Origin of the sequence: Flavobacterium sp. CSZ (genome assembly GCF_015350725.1) — a bacterium.
In the GTDB taxonomy this organism is placed as follows: Bacteria; Bacteroidota; Bacteroidia; order Flavobacteriales; family Flavobacteriaceae; genus Flavobacterium.
Window position 1 is genome coordinate 57,170 of sequence record NZ_JADKPQ010000028.1, and the last position, 19,203, is coordinate 76,372.

Here is a 19,203-nt window from a genome sequence, read left to right on the forward strand (position 1 = left end):
AAGTTCGGCTAAAGCCAATGTCAATTACAAAATAATAACCTCCAGCTAAAGCTCGAGTCTATTCAAAAAAAAATATAAATTCTTTCCTATTTAATAACTCTAAAATAAATACCTAACAGGTTTTGAAAACCTGTTAGGATAACAAAATAATACAATGTCAACCCCAACCAAATCATTCAACATTCACGAAGACTGGACCGTCGTAATTCTCGGATTTATAATCATCGGGATTTCCCTTTTTATTTTTCTTCCCGAAGTTCCCGTTTTCAAATGGTCCACCGGATCAGATTTATTCCAGGATGTATTCGATTTAGCAAACCTAAAAATCCTCGGATTTCAATTTTTATACCTGATTTCTATCGGAACTTTAGGCGCGTTTTTGATCGGTAAATCGGTAAAATACTTTTTATTGGGCTTTCCTGTGGTTTATATTCTAACCGTTATCGCACTCATTATTGCAGGAAATACCGAAGTAAAAGGATTGAATCTTGAAGCTGTAATTTTCAGTTTGGCAATTGGTTTAGCGATTGGGAATTTCTTCAAACTTCCGGAATGGTTTCGATCCGCACTTTCTACAGAAGTATTTGTGAAAATAGGATTGGTTTTATTAGGAACGAGCGTGATCTTTTCAGACATTCTAAAAGCCGGTTCTTTAGGATTAATTCAGGCTTTGGTTGTCGTTTTATCGGTTTGGTATTTTGCTTTTTGGTTGTGTAAAAAACTAAAAGTCGATGACGAACTGACGATGATGATTTCGAGTGCGGTTTCTATTTGTGGAGTTTCTGCTGCAATTGCCACCTCGGGAGCGATTAAAGGCGATTCGAAAAAACTATCTTATGTTATTTCGATTGTTTTGGTAACCGCAATCCCAATGATGATTTTCATGCCTATAATTGCCAAATATTTCAATTTTCCCGAAGAAGTTACCGGAGCCTGGTTGGGCGGAAGTATCGATACATCAGGCGCCGTTGTAGCTTCTGGTTCTTTGGTTGGGGAAACTGCTTTGAAGATTAGTACGATTGTAAAATTCTCTCAGAATGTATTGTTAGGAATTGCCGCTTTTGCCATATCCGTTTATTGGACGTATACGCACAACAATTCGGCGGAAGCCATAGAATCAAAACCCACTTTAAGTGTTATCTGGGAACGTTTTCCAAAGTTTGTTATTGGGTTTATTGCAGCATCGTTACTCTTCTCTTTCCTGCTTACTGCTGAAGTTAGAGATGGCGTAAAAGATAGTTTGAAGAATCTTCAAGGTATTTGGTTTGCTCTGGCTTTTACGAGTATTGGTTTAGAAACGAACTTTAAAGATTTACTGAGCAATAATAGCCGAAAACCTTTGTATGCGTTTTTAATTGCACAATTATTCAATGTGATTATTACGCTGATTATTGCGTTTTTGTTGTTTGGTAAATAACGACAATCATTGTCATTGCGAGGAACGAGGGATCTTCACAAGTAGCTCGACTCTGATTTGTCATTTCGAACGAAGAGAGAAATCACACTAGAAACTCGACAACGATCATCGCCATTTCTTTGCGGAGCTTCTAGTGTGATCCCTCGTTCGGGATGACAAACTATACGAATAAAACTTTGACAAAGTGAAAACCCAACAATTTCCAAAAAATTAAAATATCAACAATAATGAAAAAAACATTTATCACATTAAACCTTCTACTCTCTGTAGTAGCTTTAAATGCACAAAACAAAACAACTTCAGATAAACCCAACATCATTTTAATAATGGTCGACGATATGGGCTATTCTGATTTAGGGAATTATGGTTCTGAAATTAAAACACCTAATCTTGATAAATTAGCCAGCGAAGGTTTACGCTTACGCGAATTTTACAATAATTCGATTTGTGCGCCCACCCGCGGATCTTTGCTTACGGGGCAATACCAACACAAAGCCGGAATGGGATTTTTTGATATCAATTTAGGATTACCGGCGTATCAGGGTTATTTGAACAAAGAATCTTTGACTTTAGGCGAAGTTTTCCGTTCGGGCGGTTACAGCACTTTGCTTTCCGGAAAATGGCACGTAGGCTCTGAAGATCAGGCGCAATGGCCAAATCAGAGAGGTTTTGATAAATTTTACGGAATCCTGAAAGGAGCATCCAACTATTTTGATACCAAACCTTTGCCTTTCGGAAAAACGCCTTATCCGGTAAAACTGATTCGTAATAACGAAGAATTACATCCTAAAGATGATTCGTATTATTTTACAGATGAAATCGGGAATAATGCTGTGACTTTCTTAGACGAACAAAACAAAGAAAACAAACCGTTCTTTTTGTATTTGGCTTTCACCGCTCCGCATTGGCCGTTGCAGGCAAAACCCGTTGACATTGCCAAATACAGAGGAAAATTTGATGAAGGCTGGGATGTTTTAAGAGAAAAAAGAATTGAAAAACTAAAAGCAAACGGTATTTTACCTGCCAATCAAACGGTTTCTCCAAGAGATCCTGAAGTGCCGGAATGGAGCAAACTAACCTACGATGAAAAACAATTCTGGAAAGCCAAAATGGAAGTTTACGCTGCCATGGTCGATAATATGGATCAGAATGTGGGGAAAGTTATGGAGAAACTAAAAGCATTGAAAAAGGATAAAAATACGCTGATTATTTTCATTTCAGATAATGGTGCACAAGGCGGTTTCAATACTTATAATCCGTTAGGAAGAGGTTTGGTTCGAAATGCCGGACCGGTTGGAACCTCAGGATCATTTGATTATCAGGAACAAAACTGGGCGTATTTGTCGAATACTCCGTTACAGCAATATAAAAATAACATGCACGAAGGCGGATTCAGTTCTCCGTTTATTGCGTGGTTTCCATCAAAAATAAAAGCAGGCCGAATCGATAAAGGAACGGGACATATTATTGACCTTGCCCCTACTTTTTATGAATTGGCCGGAATAGAATATCCCAAACAATATAATGGTGTGACGACAAACCCTTTGGTTGGAAGCAGTTTGTTGCCTGTTTTATTTAATAATGTTTCGCAGGTCGATAGAGGCGCACCATTATTTTGGGAAAGAGCCGGAAACAGGGCCGTGAGAGATGGCAAATGGAAATTGGTTTCGACTTACCCGTCGTACGAATGGGAACTTTATAACATCGAAACCGATCGTGGCGAAACCACAAATGTGGCGCAACAAAATCCGGGAATTGTAAACCAACTTTCGGCTGATTATTTTGATTGGGCTGATAAAACCGGCGTGGTTGAATACAGTAAATTCAAATTAAAAACGGAGGTAATGCCTGGTGGTGCAGCTTTGAAAAAGTAATTGGCAGTAATTATTTTAGCACATGTAAACATAGAATTTTTAACTCAAAAAAGACATTTCACTTATTTAAAACACAAATAGACAGGTGTTTAAATTTTTCTCGCAGATTGAGCAGATTGAGCAGATTCTTTTTTTAATCTTGTAAATATTTAATATGTAGTAGGTGCATTTTAATAATCTGTATAAAAAAGCATGTTTACTTTTTATATTCTTTTAATACATATAAAAATCAAGATTTCTATATATTGAAAATGAAATAAGAAATTATAAAATCTGCTCAATCTGCCAAATCTGCGAGAAAAAATATTCAGGCATATTTGGAAATCAATACAAAATCGATGTATTCCTTTTTTCTAACTAGATTTACTAAAAGCGCAATTTTTTATTTCATAAAACCTTTAAAGACAGAAAAATAAGTATAAAAATTTAACGTATACTTATTTTTTTGTTTTTTTTATTCTAATAGAACAAAATTCAAACTAATGAAAATCAATAGATTAAACCATATTTCAATTCCATTCGTAATTTCCTTTCTCCTATTCAGTTAAAGAAAAATTAAAAAACTTTTGGTTTTTATTATATTAAATTTAACTTTGTCTATAGAATTAGTAGAGTTTAAAACCAAAAGAACTACATTTTGAAAACAACCGAAAGCATATCATTTTACATTCTTCCCAAAAAACATACTTATAACACTTTTTGTTATATGTGCTTCTGTTGTTAATTCCCTCACATCCTATTCGTTCAAAATCGAATTCTATTTAAAGAATCGCAATTTTAAAAACGAACTTTCTTAAACCTCAACGGTTTCTTATTGAATACTAAACAATCATTTTGCAGCATTTTTTTGCATCAGGAAGGAATATCACGCATAACTAGAAATCATCCAAAAACAATAACTAAATACGAACAAACATGACACAATACCACTACAAAATTGCTCCTAAATATTTCTGCGGCAACAGAAATGGCAAGGCTTAAAGAACATTCATCACTAAATAAGAATGCACCAGACATCCAATCTTACGGCATTTTTTAATTACAAAAAATCAATAACCAAGAATGAAAAAAAATACAAAACTTATTTTATGGATTAGCATTTTGTTTATCTCCATCGGAATAAATGCTCAAAACACAGAACCAAATATTCAATCGAAACTTAACGGAACGATTGTAGATCAAATATCCAATCAGCCTATTATTGGTGCTTCGGTAAACATCAAAGGAACTACACATGGCGTTGAAACCGATATCGACGGAAAGTTTTATTTTCAAACCGGTCAAAAATTCCCTTATACTTTAGTGATCAATTACATCGGATATAATTCTAAAGAAATTGTAGTAGACGGAAGCCCGGTGGTCATAAAACTAACGGAACAAGTTGAAAAACTAGACGAAATTGTGGTTGTAGGATACGGAACATCGGCTAAAAAAACCTTCACCGGATCTACTTCAAAAATTGATGCCCAGCAAATTGCCAATCGTCCTGCACAAAGTTTCGATCAATTGTTAGGCGGTCAGGCTTCAGGATTAAACATTGTACAGCCCAGCGGATCATTAAACAGTACTCCGGTAATCAGAATTAGAGGAATCAACTCGATCACAAGTTCGCTTTATCCTTTAGTAATTGTTGATGGTGTTACGGTATTTACAGGAACAGCCGGAGGTGCCATTGGCAATAACCCGTTATCAGATATTAACCCGAATGATATTGAATCTATCGATGTTTTAAAAGATGCTTCGGCAGCGGCTATTTACGGTTCACGCGCAGCAAATGGTGTTATTGTGATTACGACTAAAAAAGGAAAAAAAGGAAAAGTAAATGTCAATTATGATGTTTGGGTAAGCTGGAACAAAGCTTCGAACTTGCCAAAACTTTTAAATGCCGAAGATTATGTCAGCATTAAAAATGAGGCCAGAACGAATGCAGGACTTACACCCGGTTTTGCTTTAGGACAAAATGCCGACGGATCGACAATAGGCACCAATTGGTACGATGTGGCCTATCATACCGGAGTTTCACAAAATCATAATTTAAGCTTCTCAGGAGCAACAAATTCTACGAATTATTTTATTTCTACCAATTATTCCAATCAGGAAGGGATTTTAAGAACGAATGAATTTGTGCGAAAAGGAATCCGATTGAATTTTGAACATAAGTTGAACAACTCGCTTACTTTAGGAACTAATTTCTCTTATAACAACTCCTTAAATTCAGGTCCAAATTCAGGATCTTCAACACCTAATTCGATTGGATCTTCAGCTGGAAACGCGGTTAATACGCAATATATCGGTTTACAGCCTTTGGGAAGACTTACTTATATTTTACCATCAAACGTTTCGGTTTACAATCCTGATGGTTCTTACAACATCAACCCGAGTAACGGGAATATAGGATACGGAGCAAACAGTCCAGCTTTGGGCGTTTTTAATGCGTACAACTTGCAAACAATTTTAGATTTAGACAAAAACACTTCTGAAAACAACACTTTTATCGGAAGCATTTATGCCGAACTTGAAATCATCAAAAACCTGAAATTTAAAACGGTGTATGGTATCAATAATTTCGTGGTAGAAAACAAAGAATTTAGAAATCCGTTTAGCGGAGATGGTTTTTCTACCAAAGGAGCTGCAACCAACTCCAATACCAAATACTCCAGATCCAACTGGACCAATACCCTAACCTATGCGACTGTATTGGATCAAAAACACAGTTTGAAAGTACTTTTGGGACAAGAGAAAAATGTTCGCGAAATTGATGGTTGGGGCGCTATAAAAACAGGTTTAACAGATCCGTTTTTTACCAGTTACCAAGGCGGATTTACAACCATTGCCCCTGGTCCTTCTGTTCAGACAGAAAATGTATTGCTTTCTTATTTTAGTAGTATTGCTTACGATTACGACAAAAAATATTTGCTGAATCTAAACTTCAGAAGAGACGGATTATCAGCATTGGCATCCGGAAACAAATGGGGAAATTTTGGAGGTGCTTCTATAGGATGGAATGTATCTGAAGAAGATTTCTTTAAAAGTTCATCCATAAAAAATGTCTTAAATGCTTTTAAAGTGAGAGCCAGTTACGGAATTGTGGGTAATAGCGAATTAAACGATTATGCCGCTTTATCTCAATATTCGGCGGGTACTTATGCCGGAGTGCCAACACTTAGTTTTTCGCAATCCGGAAATCCGGATCTAAAATGGGAAACCAGCAAGAAATTTGACTTCGGAATCAACTTTGGACTTTTTGATAACAGAATTACAGTTGAAGCGGATTATTATAAAAACAACATCAACGATTTGATTTTGAATGCGCCTCAGTCTTTATCACAAGGAATCCCGAATAATTCTATTGCGGCAAACGTGGGTTCTTTATACAACAAAGGGTTTGAACTTTCGATTAATGCTAACATCATAAATGATAATGATTTTCAATGGAATGCAAGTTTTAATTTGTCTACCATCAAAAATAAAGTAACCTCTTTAGGCGGATACGGAGATATTTATCCAACGGCTTTAAGCACTTTCGGAATCCAGAATATTACAAGAGAAGGCTATTCTGTAGGATCTATTTTCGCCGTACCAACAACGGGAGTAAATCCTGAAAACGGAAACCGTGTTTATGTAAATGCCAATAACGAAGAAGTACAGTACAACGCTCTTACAAAAGCTTTTACGTATCTAAACGGTGCTACTGCACCGGCAATCGACAACTATCGTGATGGTCGTATTCAGGGACCTTCGTTACCCACTTATTACGGAGGTTTGAACAACAATTTATCGTATAAAAATTTCGACTTAACAATTGGTTTAACTTTCTCCGGAGGAAACAAATTGTACAACGGTACAAGATCGACTTTATCAGATCAGCGCTTCTTTAACAACGGAACTTTCATCAAAGATCGCTGGACAACTCCGGGTCAGGTTACAGATGTTCCTAAGTTAATTTACGGAGACAGTTTCTCTGGAGGTTTCTCGTCAAGCAACTCTGCTTATGTAGAAGACGGATCTTATTTAAAAGTAAAAAACATCATTTTAAGCTATAGAATTCCGGTAAAAAACGAGTTGGTCAACAAATATATTTCGTCAGCCAAAGTATATGCACAGGGCTCTAATTTATATACCTGGACAAAATATCGTGGTTCAGATCCTGAGATTTCAATCAACGGAAACTCCATCAATTCAGGGAAAGATCAAAACGTGCCGGCCAATTCAGTAGTATTCACTTTAGGACTTAATGTAGGTTTCTAGGCATTAATCTTAATTAAAATAAAAACATCATGATTTTCAATTATAAAAAAAGCATACAAAAAGCTTTCATTATTACGCCATTTCTAGCCTTATTATTGGCCGGATGTAGTGATAATGCTTTAGATACTGTTCCTGAAACGAGTATTTCTACAGAAACCGCTTTCAGCACACCAGCCAAAATTTTAGGTCAGGTAAACGGACTTTATGGTCAGTTTAGTAATCCGTCTTTTTACGGCGGTCGTTTCATTATTTTTAATGAACAAAGAGGCAATGAATTCAGCCAGAATGATGGAAACAATTCAACCGGAGCGAATGTTTGGAATCAAACCATAACTTCTTCAGGAGACTTTGTAAACTCGGTTTGGAGCGTAGCTTATACAACCATCAACTTTTCGAATATTCTGATCGACAATCTGGCAACTTCTACTGTTGTCACAGAAGATTTGCGTAAAAACTATATTGCCGAAGCTAAGTTTGTAAGAGCCATTTCGTATCTAAGTTTGGTACAAACCTACGCAAAACCATATGCACAAAATAGTACTGTATTGGCACTTCCGTTACGCTTAAAAGGAAATACATCAGGAGGACTTAATGACTTCGCTTTTAGCAGCGTGGCCGATGTTTATACTCAGATTCTAAAAGATCTTGACGAAGCCGAAGCTGATTTACCGGAAAGTTATGCAACAGGAATTCTAACTGCTTCAAGAGCACATAAAGCTACAGCAATTGCCTTAAAAACCAGAGTGTATTTAAGCAAAGGCGATTATGCAAAAGTAATTTCAGAAGCGAGTAAACTGGTTCCGGCAACAGCTCCTTTTCAATACGTTTCAGGAAGTTTGACACACCGTTTAGAACCAAATGTTGCCACCGTTTTTGGAGGTTCTTATGTAGGTAACGAAGCTATATTTTCGATTCCGTTTACAACTGCTGCCGAAGCTCCGGGATTGCAAAGTGCACTTGGCGGAAATTATTTAACTCCGGTAATTTACTTTAATACGGCAGGAATTATTGCAGATAATGTTTTTTCTGCAACCTCAACAGATGCCAGAAAAGGTTTGGTGATCACCAATGCAACGGGACAAAAATTACTGAACAAATTCAAGAAAAATGGTGCCCCTTTTACCGATTATGTTCCTGTAATTCGTTATGCCGAAATCCTTTTGAATTATGCCGAAGCTGCTGCGCAAAGTGACAATTTGCCTTTGGCCAGAACTTTATTATCAGCCGTTCGAAATCGTTCTGATGCTGCTTATGTTTTCACAACAGGAGTTACGACAAAAGACGAATTGATTAATACGATTTTAAACGAAAGAAGAATAGAACTGGTTGGCGAAGGATTCCGTACGCCTGATTTATTGAGAAGAGTTCAGGCGCTTCCTGCCAAAACAGGAAATGCAGGCGCGGCACCGGAAGTTTTACCAACAGCAGCCAATTATGTTTGGGCAATACCAAGTAATGAACTGGCTTATAATAAACTGTCTCCCAGATAGGATTATAATTTTAGAAAATATCAAAAATTAAAAAGAAAATAACGAAATGAAAAATAACTTTAAATACCTGGCTATAATCTTCGCTACGACGATTATTAATGCACAGCAAAAAAATACCGCCGAGAAGATTTTTATCAATGGTAATATTATCACGGTCGATGCCAAAAACAGCACTGCACAAGCCGTTGCCGTAAGTAACGGTAAAATTCTGGCTGTTGGAACGAATAGCAAAATCGAAAAATTAAAGGACAAAAACACCATTGTTGTCGATTTCAAAGGAAAAACGGTAGTTCCCGGATTTATTGATGGTCACAGCCATTTTATGGGGTTATCGAGATCGACTACGGTAAATGTAGGATCACCGCCAATGGGCGATGTCAAAAATATCGCCAATTTGGTAAGCCGTATTCAGGACTTTCAAAAGAAAAATAATATCGCTCCAGGCGAATGGATCGATGCTTACGGATACGATCAGGATCAGCTGGAAGAAAAAAGGCATCCAAGTAAAGAAGATCTTGACGCTGCTTTTCCTAATAATCCGGTAACGATTACGAACATCAACGGGCATATGTCGGTTTCGAATTCGTATGCCTTAAAACTTTCAGGAATTGATGCTACTACAGCAAATCCTCCGGGTGGTGCGATCGAAAGAAAAAAAGGCACTAACGAACCAACAGGATTATTGCAGGAAAATGCAAGCCGATTATTGAAGAGACCTGCTAAACCAGCTCCAACTTTAGACGAGCAGATAAAAGGACTAAAAGAGCAGCAATTGTTTTATGCCAGTAATGGAATTACAACTGCTCAGGATGGATATTCAAGTTATGAATCTGTTGAATTATTGCATAAAGCGGCAGAAAGAAACGAGTTATTTATTGACATTGAAGCTTTGCCGGGTTACCCAACTTTAGAAAAAGTATTAAAAAATCCTGAATTTAAATTTGGGGTACTCAAAAATCACTTGAAACTGGCAGGTACCAAAATGATTGCCGATGGTTCGCCACAAGGTAAAACTGCTTTTTTTAGCAAATCATATCTGGTAGAAGTTCCGGGTTGTAATCATGACGAATGTACAGGTTTCCCGAATATTACGCAGGATCAGTTTAATGATTTAGTCATTAAAGCATTCCAAAATAATGTTCGTCCGTTTGTGCATTGCAACGGAGATGCGACAATCGATATGTATCTAAAAGCGATCGAAAACGCCAATAAAACTTTAAATACAAACAGCAATGATCGCAGACCAGTTACGATTCACTCGCAATTCATACGACCTGATCAGCTAGACGATTATAAAAAACTGGGAATCATTGCTGCTTTCTTTAGCAATCACGCATTCTTTTGGGGCGATGTGCACGTTCGCAACTTAGGTCCGGACAGAGCTAATTTTTTAAGCCCTTTAAAAACTGCCATCAAAAAAGGTGTTGTTGCTACGAACCATACCGATTATCCGGTTACGCCATTAAATCAGTTGTTTTTGTTGTGGACTTCTGTTGAAAGAAAATCCCGATCAGGTCAGGTTATTGGTCCGGATGAAAGGCTAACTCCTATCGAAGGGCTTCGTGCGATCACAATCAATGGTGCTTACGAATATTTCGAAGAAAATAGTAAAGGTTCTATCGAAACCGGAAAACTGGCCGATTTAGTGGTGCTTTCTGACGATTTAACCAAAATCGATCCTTCAAAAATAAAAGACATTACAGTTCTGGAAACGATAAAAGAAGGAAAAACAGTTTTTAAAAAATAATAACCTAAAACTCACAAATATGAATCAGATAAACCTAAATCCCGCACCTGTTGTATCAATGAGAATTAAAAACACTGAAATTTCATGGTTGAGTGAAGCTGAAAAAAATGCACAGGATAACAAGAACAAAAGATTAAAAAAGAGCTTAAAAAAGAAGAAAAAAAATGATTGAAGGTAAAATTGAAACAGTAGCCATTAGAACCCTGGAAAGAGTCGCAGAAATTTCCTGGTTCAATGACATTATTGGTGGAGATACAGCATATTTAGGCGTTCTGGATAATGATCGCCGAAGCAGTTATGAACATTGTCGAGAGATTACGTTAGAAGCAGAAAAATTAGGTTTTAGCAACATCTTATATCCATCAGCTTATACCGTAGGACAAGACGGATTGGCTTTTGCAGCAAGTGTGGCGCCGGAAACCAACAAAATCACATTTTTGCTCGCGGTTCGTACCGGAGAAGTGCATCCGCCTATGTTGGCGAGAGCTATTTCTTCATTAGACCATATGTTAAAAGGAAGATTAATATTGAATATCATCAACTCTGATTTACCGGGAACTCGTGAAGATCCTAATTTGAGATACCAACGATGTTCTGAGGTTATTCAGATTTTGCAACAAGGCTGGACACAAGACAGAATCTCGCACAAAGGTGAAATCTATCAGTTTGATTTGCCATCAGATCCTGTAAAATCCTATCAGCAAAACGGCGGTCCATTATTGTATTTTGGAGGAACTTCCCCTGGTTCCAGAGCCGTTTGTGCCAAACATTGCGATGTGTTTCTGACCTGGCCTGAATCTGAAGAATCGATGTACGCGACTCTAAAAGAAATGAGTGAACGCGCTGCTGCCGAAGGAAGAACCATTGATTTCGGGTTGAGAATTCATGTCATAGTTCGTGAAACACAGGAAGAAGCCAAGGCTTACGCCAAAAAACTAATTTCAAAATTTGATGAGAAACGCGGATTAGAAATCAGAAGTCGTGGCGAAGATTCACGTTCGTTAGGAGTTTTAAAACAAGACGAATTAAGAGAAACTTCGGATGAAGATGGTTATGTAGAAGATATCTTATGGACAGATATTGGTAAAGTTTTCTCCGGCTGCGGAAGTGGTTTGGTGGGAAGCGCCGATCAAATTATAGAAAAACTAAACCGCTATATGGATATGGGTTTCAGATCTTTTATTTTCTCCGGTTTTCCTTTGATTGAAGAAGCGAACTATTTTGCCAAACTGGTTTTGCCGCGTTTACCAAATGCATCGTTACCTCATCTGCAAGGAAGAATTCCAACAGAAACGCCTACAACACCTTTGACCAATGCCGAATTGGTTTAGTTATAAAAACAAAAAATTAGAATGTCAGAAATAGAAAAAAAACAAGAATACAAAAGAGAACTCGGTCTTGCCGATGCGGCCTTATTGGTCGCCAGCGGAATGATTGGTTCTGGAATTTTTATTGTGAGTGCCGATGTTACCCGTAACGTAGGATCGGCCGGCTGGCTAATTTTAGTTTGGCTAATTGGTGGATTTATGACTTTGATTGCCGCTGTGAGTTATGGCGAATTAAGCGGAATGTTTCCTAAATCGGGAGGTCAGTATGTGTATTTAAAAGAAGCGTACAATCCGCTTGTGGCATTTGTCTATGGATGGAGTTTGTTTACGGTGATTCAAACCGGAACTATTGCCGCGGTTTGTGTTTCCTTCTTTAAATTTCTGGCGTATTTTTTTCCATTCTTCAGTGAGGATTTAGTAGCTTTCAAAATTGGCGAATCTTTTACCATTTCGCCGGCACAGCTCTCCTCTATTGTCTTGTTATTCATATTAACTTATATCAATACCAAAGGTGTAAAACTCGGAAAAGTAATTCAAAAGTTTTTTACCGGAACCAAACTGATAAGCTTACTAGTTCTTATTGTCTTCGGGTTTATATTTTTCAAACCCGAAGTCTGGCAGGCCAACTGGACAAATCCGTTTCATTTGCAAAAACTAAATCCGGACGGTTCGTTTTTACAATACACCAATACACCTGCTTTTTGGGGTGCAATCGCTTCGGCTTTAGTAGGAACGGTTATCAGTTATGATGCCTGGAATAATGTGACATTTGTTTCTGATGAAATAAAAAATCCAAAACGAAATATCGGTTTGAGTTTGCTTTTAGGAACTGCCGTTGTAACCCTGATTTACGTTTCTTTAAACATTATGTTTACCGCAGTTTTACCCGTTGAAGCCATTGGAACACCGGAAAAAGACCGTGTTGGAATCGCTGCAGCACAGGCCATCTTTGGCTCAAGCGGAACTTCTATCATCGCGTTAATGATTTTGATCGCTTCTTTTGGCTGTGCGAATGGAATGATTTTATCAGGCGCGAGAGTCTATCAAAGTATGGCCAAAGACGGTTTGTTTTTCAAAAAAACAGCCATTTTAAATAAACATTCGGTTCCTGCAAACGCACTTTGGATTCAGTTTTTTATGGCGGTTATTTTGAGTTTAAGTGGCCGATACGGCAATTTATTAGACATGATTTCTTTTGTTGTGGTATTGTTTTATGTGATCACTATTGCCGGAATTTTTGTTTTGCGACGTAAAAAACCGCAACACGAAAGACCTTATAAAGCTTTTGGATATCCGTTTTTACCCGCCATTTATATCCTTTTAGGATCAGCGTTCTGTATTTTATTAATTATTTATAAACCTACGTATACCTGGCCTGGATTAATCATCGCAGGTATTGGAATACCCGTTTTTTATATTAGAGAGAAATTTTCAAAGCCAAAAGAAACAGCAATTTAAACTATTTGGCAGATTTTTTTTAGTTGTAATATTTTAATCTCGCAAAGACGCAGAGTCGCAAAGTTTTTTAAGTTTTATGTTCTTATTTTGGAATTAATTTCGCTAAGATGCAGAAGTCATCAATACTATAAACTTTGCGTCCTTGCGCCTTTGCGAGATTATTTCAGCCCAGTAAAAAAAAAAATCTTTGCGCACTCCTAACGTGTTTAATATTATTTGACGAGTCGCTTTTAAATGTTTTAGAATTCCAGTTCAGATGAGTTGATTTCTCATAAAAATGTTAGTTATGAACCAAAAAACAAACCATTATGAATTCATTTTATCAAGAAATAGCCAACAACCACCAGAGTTTATTGATCCTTCCTCAAAAAAAGGTCATCCATCAATTTATTGAGGATTTATTCTCTGTTTTATTTTCGAATACTTCAAAGCGCTTTGGAGATTTATCTATTATCAAAAATAAATTTGAAGTTTTAGAAAAACAGTTTAATGAGATCGTAATTGACTACACGTCTGAAAAAGACAGCAGCTTTGAGGAAACTAAAACCTTCTTTGAAGCATTGCCTGATCTGTACAAAAAAACATTAAATGATGCTGATACGATTTTTAAAAAAGATCCTGCCGCCAAATCTATAGAAGAAGTTTTATATGCTTATCCAGGCTTTTTTGCCATAGCTGTCTATCGGTTTTCGCATCAAATTTGGAATCAGGATTTAAAGCTTCTGGCACGCACTTTCTCCGAATATGCACATATCAAAACGAGTATCGAAATTCATCCCGGCGCACAAATAGGCAATGATTTCGCCATCGATCACGGAACCGGAATTGTAATAGGTGAAACGACTATTATTGGAGATAATGTTCAAATATATCAGGGCGTAACATTGGGAGCTTTAAGTGTAAAAAAAGAAGAGGCTTTTATAAAAAGGCATCCTACAATTGAGAACAATGTGATTATTTATTCGAATAGTACGATTCTGGGCGGGCAAACTGTTGTGGGGAGAGATTCTATTATTGGAGGAAATGTCTGGCTGACGTATAGTATTCCATCCAACTCTGTAGTGTATCATAAAAACGAAATAAAAGTGAAGGATAATAATCCGTTTCCGGAACCTATTTTTTATTCGATTTAGAACGTTTTTTGAACCATGTAAGTTATATAAGAACATATAAAAGTTCTCGCAAAGTCTAACCGCAATGTTGTCATGCCGAGGAACGAGGGATCCTCGCAATTAGCTCGACAAAGATTGGCGATTTAGTTTGCGTCCCGAAACTTCGGGATAGTGTGATCCTTCCTTCGTCGGGATGACAAACTAGACGAAAATACTGTTATGAAAATGATTGCCCTAGCCCCGATAACAGTGAAAATCCTTTTGTGCGGGGGTTCAGCACAAAAGATTGAAACCGATAGCGGGATTAGCTCCTGAAAAAAAATAGAAATCGGAATGTATCTAAGAATAAAAAAACAAAACGGATCTAAAACTAAAATGAACTTACATTACTTATATGGTTCAATAAATAAAGCATCATGAAATATCAAAATATACTAGAAACCATAGGCAATACACCCCACGTAAAACTCAACAAGATTTTTCCGGAACATCAGGTTTGGATTAAGATCGAAAAGTCGAATCCTGGGGCGAGTATTAAAGACAGAATTGCATTGGCAATGATTGAAGATGCTGAGGAAAAAGGACTTTTAAATCCTGATTCGATTATTATCGAACCTACTTCGGGAAATACCGGAATCGGGCTTTCTTTGGTAGCTGCCGTAAAAGGATACAAAGTGATTTTGGTAATGCCTGAATCGATGAGTATCGAAAGACGAAAAATCATGAATGCTTACGGCGCTGAATTTGTTCTGACTCCAAGAGAAAAAGGAACTTCGGGCGCGGTAGAAAAAGCGAAGGAATTAGCACTTTCGACTCCAAATTCGTTTTTGCCTTTTCAGTTTACCAATCCGGCAAATGTTGAAATTCATGAGAAAACAACGGCTCAGGAAATTCTACAGGATTTCCCGGAAGGCATTGATTACCTCATCACCGGAGTTGGCACAGGCGGGCATATTACGGGAGTTTCTAAAATTTTGAAACAGCATTTCCCTAATCTTAAAACCTATGCTGTAGAACCTGCTTTATCACCTGTTTTAAGCGGAGGTTCTCCTGCCCCACATCCTATTCAGGGAATTGGTGCCGGATTTATCCCGGAAGTTTTTAATCGGGATTATGTCGATTTGGTAATTCCGGTAGAAAAAGAAGATGCTTTTTATTTTGCGAAAAGATTACCAAAGGAAGAAGGAATTTTTGCCGGGATTTCGACAGGAGCTTCTTTGGCGGCGATTGCAAAGCAAATCAATAAAATTCCAAAAGATGCTGTTGTATTGACTTTTAATTATGATACCGGCGAGCGATATCTTTCGGTTGACGAATTATTCGATCCGCTTTCATAGCATTATAATTCAACAATTTAGATATTATTTTACCGTAAATTAAACAACATTTATTTCTGATCTTTTTATTTTTAACATAAATTTACTTATACAAGAAAACAGTGTTTTTTACGAATGAAAATTCTTAAAATAATGTACCAAAAATAAATTAACCATTAAACCTTTAAAGCCATGGCTGAACAAAAACAACAACAAACAGCATTAGGAGATGTTGCAGCAAGACAATTAGCAATTGCAACACGTACGGTCCCTCAAATTGGGACAATTTCACCACGTTGGCTCACACATCTTTTGCACTGGACTCCAGTAGAATCAGGCGTATTTCGTTTGAATAAAGTAAAAGACGGAAGCCATATCGAAGTAGATTGTTCTGCGCGTGACGAAAGAGTTTTACCCAACACTTTTGTCGATTATATCGATAATCCAAGAGAATACAACTTGGCAGCAGTACAAACAATTGTAGATGTACACACGAGAGTTTCTGACTTGTACAGCAAACCTTACAATCAAATTTCTGAGCAGCTTCGTCTGGCTATCGAAACCATCAAAGAGCGTCAGGAAAGCGAACTAATCAACAACAAAGATTATGGTTTATTAAGCAATGTTGCCAAATCTCAAATTATTAAAACCAGAACGGGTGCACCAACTCCGGACGATTTAGACGAGTTATTGACAAAAGTTTGGAAAGAACCAGGCTTTTTCTTATTGCATCCTTTAGCAATTGCTGCTTTTGGCCGCGAATGTACACGTCGTGGTGTTCCGCCTCCAACCACTTCTTTATTTGGATCTCAGTTTTTAACCTGGAGAGGGATTCCGCTTATTCCATCGGATAAATTACCAATCGTAAGCGGAAAATCGAAAATCATCTTATTGCGTACGGGTGAAAGCCGTCAGGGTGTTATTGGATTGATTCAACCGGGATTACAAGGCGAGCAATCACCAGGATTATCGGTTCGTTTTATGGGAATTAATGAAAAAGCAATTGCATCATATTTGGTATCTCTTTATTGCTCATTGGCAATTTTGGTAGACGATGCCATCGCGGTTCTTGAAGATGTAGAAATAGGAAAGTACCATGAGTATAAATACTAACCACGACGGTTTACCCAACATTGAGGATTTGCAGCTTTTGGCGAACGAATTGTTCAAGACATTACCTAACGAGTTTCCTAAGGAGATTTCGTTAAGTCCTGATCGAAATGAACATCCGCGTGCGACAAAAATTGCAGAAACCTTGTTGAATACCGGGAACTTAAGCGTTAATAGCGCGACACCTCTCCCATTGCAGGATGTAGCAACGCCACCTTCTGGTGCGCCTGCATTTAGTGGTTTTGGAATATCGCCAACTGTTGCCAATTATGGTTCAGGAGCTTCGGCTTTGTATCCCAATGCCGGAGCAGGATTTGATCCTCAAAGTGGGGTTTCTCCATCGGGAATTCCACACGGAAATAATGTCAATGTCAACAATCCGCAAACGGGTTTTCATGATGTCAATTTCAAGAATGGCGGAACGGCGCAATCAAATGAAGAAAACGTCTTTTCGAAATTGCTTTTAAACCATGATTATCTGCCTTTTCAAACCGAAAGGTCTTCTTTCGAAACGGAATTAAATGCTGCATTGAAATTTGTTGATACACAATTTACAAAACGTTTGGATTTTCCTTTAAACGGAAATGAAATACCCAATTCGTATTATTTTCTGGAACAAAATCCGTTTGCTTTTGATCAGAGAAATTCAAATTTGATTGTTGGAAATACTTTCGAAAAACCAGATTTCGGCAATATCTCAGGTTCTCGTTTTGATGCTAATCTTATTAAAAAAGATTTTCCTATTCTAAGAGAAACCGTAAACGGAAAACCTTTGGTGTGGTTTGATAATGCGGCTACGACCCAAAAACCACAATCGGTTATTGATCGTATCGCTTATTTCTATGAGCATGAAAATTCGAATATTCATCGTGCAGCACATGAATTGGCCGCTCGCGCCTCTGATGCTTATGAAGCCGCCCGAGAAAAAGTAAAAGCTTTTTTGAATGCAAGTTCAGTAAATGAAATTGTATTTGTTCGCGGTGCTACAGAAGGAATCAATCTGGTGGCTCAAAGCTGGGGCGATCATAATTTGGTTGCCGGAGATGAAATTATTGTGAGTAATCTGGAACATCACGCGAATATTGTTCCGTGGAAACGTCTGGCCGATAAAAAAGGTTTGAAATTAAGGGTAATTCCTGTAGATGACGACGGACAAATTTTGCTGGATGAATATTCAAAACTGCTGAACTCAAAAACGCGTTTGGTTGCTTTTACACAAGTTTCAAATGCATTAGGAACTGTAACTCCAGCCAAAGAAATTGTAAAAATGGCACATGCCGTTGGCGCAAAAGTTCTGATAGACGGAGCACAATCGGTTTCACACATGAAAGTCGATGTTCAGGATTTAAATCCGGACTGGCTGGTTTTCTCCGGACATAAACTTTTTGGCCCAACTGGAATTGGTGCTTTGTACGGAAAAGAAGATTTGCTAAACGAAATGGAACCGTACCAAGCTGGCGGAAACATGATTCAGGATGTGACTTTTGAGGAAATAAAATACCATAAAGCCCCCAATCGTTTCGAAGCCGGAACCGGAAATATTGCCGATGCCATTGGTCTGGGAGCTGCGATAGATTATGTTACCAAACTGGGTATTGATGCTATTGGTCATTATGAACATCAATTACTGGAATATGCGACAAAGTTGCTGAAAGAAATTCCGGGCGTTCGATTGATCGGGACGGCGAAAAATAAAGCGAGTGTACTCTCTTTTAATCTGCAAGGCTATACCAACGACCAGGTGGGTCAGGCTTTAAACAAAGAAGGTGTTACGGTAAGAACCGGGCATCATTGTGCACAACCTATTTTGAGAAGAATGGGTGTTGAAACTACTGTTCGTCCCTCTTTGGCTTTTTATAATACTACTCAGGATGTTGATACTTTCATCAAAACATTGTGGGAACTTAAAAAAGTTAGATTTTAAAATATCATAGAGAAAATGTCTTGTGCATCTTCCTGAAGAAATAATTACTTTTTTTGATATTTTAAGTAATTATAACCAAAAGCGATTGTTCCTGGAACAGTCGCTTTTTTATATTAAAAATCATCATCTATAAAGAATAAAAACAAAAATATAAACTGTATTTTTGTTAAAAATCACCA

The 19,203-nt window shown here is 37.5% G+C and carries 12 protein-coding genes; all 12 read left to right on the top strand.

What is annotated here, in order from left to right; translation table 11 throughout:
- Positions 1-154: 154 nt before the first annotated feature.
- The 12 genes from IRZ78_RS23885 (at position 155) to IRZ78_RS23940 (ending at position 19,024) form a co-directional block, all read left to right on the top strand.
- Positions 155-1,417, top strand: coding sequence for a putative sulfate exporter family transporter (locus IRZ78_RS23885; RefSeq protein ID WP_194619678.1), 1,263 nt, complete (start codon positions 155-157; stop codon positions 1,415-1,417).
- A gap of 227 nt (positions 1,418-1,644) precedes the next feature.
- A complete protein-coding gene (locus IRZ78_RS23890; protein ID WP_194619681.1) occupies positions 1,645-3,291 on the top strand; it encodes an arylsulfatase in 1,647 nt (548 codons plus the stop codon).
- A 1,062-nt stretch (positions 3,292-4,353) separates the two neighbouring features.
- On the top strand, positions 4,354-7,539 hold the full coding sequence (locus tag IRZ78_RS23895; protein WP_194619687.1) for a SusC/RagA family TonB-linked outer membrane protein: 3,186 nt from the start codon (positions 4,354-4,356) through the stop codon (positions 7,537-7,539).
- Positions 7,540-7,568: 29 nt separating this feature from the next.
- Positions 7,569-9,029 (top strand): RagB/SusD family nutrient uptake outer membrane protein, encoded by a 1,461-nt coding sequence (locus tag IRZ78_RS23900; RefSeq protein ID WP_194619689.1) that lies wholly within the window; start codon positions 7,569-7,571, stop codon positions 9,027-9,029.
- Between the two features lie 46 nt (positions 9,030-9,075).
- Complete coding sequence (locus IRZ78_RS23905; RefSeq protein ID WP_194619691.1) at positions 9,076-10,776, top strand: amidohydrolase; 1,701 nt, start codon at positions 9,076-9,078, stop codon at positions 10,774-10,776.
- A 19-nt stretch (positions 10,777-10,795) separates the two neighbouring features.
- Complete coding sequence (locus tag IRZ78_RS23910) at positions 10,796-10,948, top strand: hypothetical protein (protein WP_194619693.1); 153 nt, start codon at positions 10,796-10,798, stop codon at positions 10,946-10,948.
- Complete coding sequence (locus IRZ78_RS23915) at positions 10,941-12,107, top strand: LLM class flavin-dependent oxidoreductase (protein WP_194619695.1); 1,167 nt, start codon at positions 10,941-10,943, stop codon at positions 12,105-12,107. The genes IRZ78_RS23910 and IRZ78_RS23915 overlap by 8 nt, the downstream gene beginning before the upstream one ends.
- Before the next feature lie 21 nt (positions 12,108-12,128).
- Positions 12,129-13,562, top strand: coding sequence for an amino acid permease (locus IRZ78_RS23920; protein ID WP_194619697.1), 1,434 nt, complete (start codon positions 12,129-12,131; stop codon positions 13,560-13,562).
- Between the two features lie 308 nt (positions 13,563-13,870).
- A complete protein-coding gene (epsC, locus tag IRZ78_RS23925; protein WP_194619699.1) occupies positions 13,871-14,695 on the top strand; it encodes a serine O-acetyltransferase EpsC in 825 nt (274 codons plus the stop codon).
- A gap of 395 nt (positions 14,696-15,090) precedes the next feature.
- Complete coding sequence (gene cysK, locus IRZ78_RS23930) at positions 15,091-16,011, top strand: cysteine synthase A (protein WP_194619701.1); 921 nt, start codon at positions 15,091-15,093, stop codon at positions 16,009-16,011.
- A 171-nt stretch (positions 16,012-16,182) separates the two neighbouring features.
- A complete protein-coding gene (locus IRZ78_RS23935) occupies positions 16,183-17,103 on the top strand; it encodes a family 2A encapsulin nanocompartment shell protein (protein WP_194619703.1) in 921 nt (306 codons plus the stop codon).
- Positions 17,087-19,024, top strand: a complete 1,938-nt coding sequence (locus IRZ78_RS23940; protein ID WP_194619705.1) for a family 2A encapsulin nanocompartment cargo protein cysteine desulfurase — start codon at positions 17,087-17,089, stop codon at positions 19,022-19,024. The genes IRZ78_RS23935 and IRZ78_RS23940 overlap by 17 nt, the downstream gene beginning before the upstream one ends.
- Positions 19,025-19,203 lie beyond the last annotated feature (179 nt).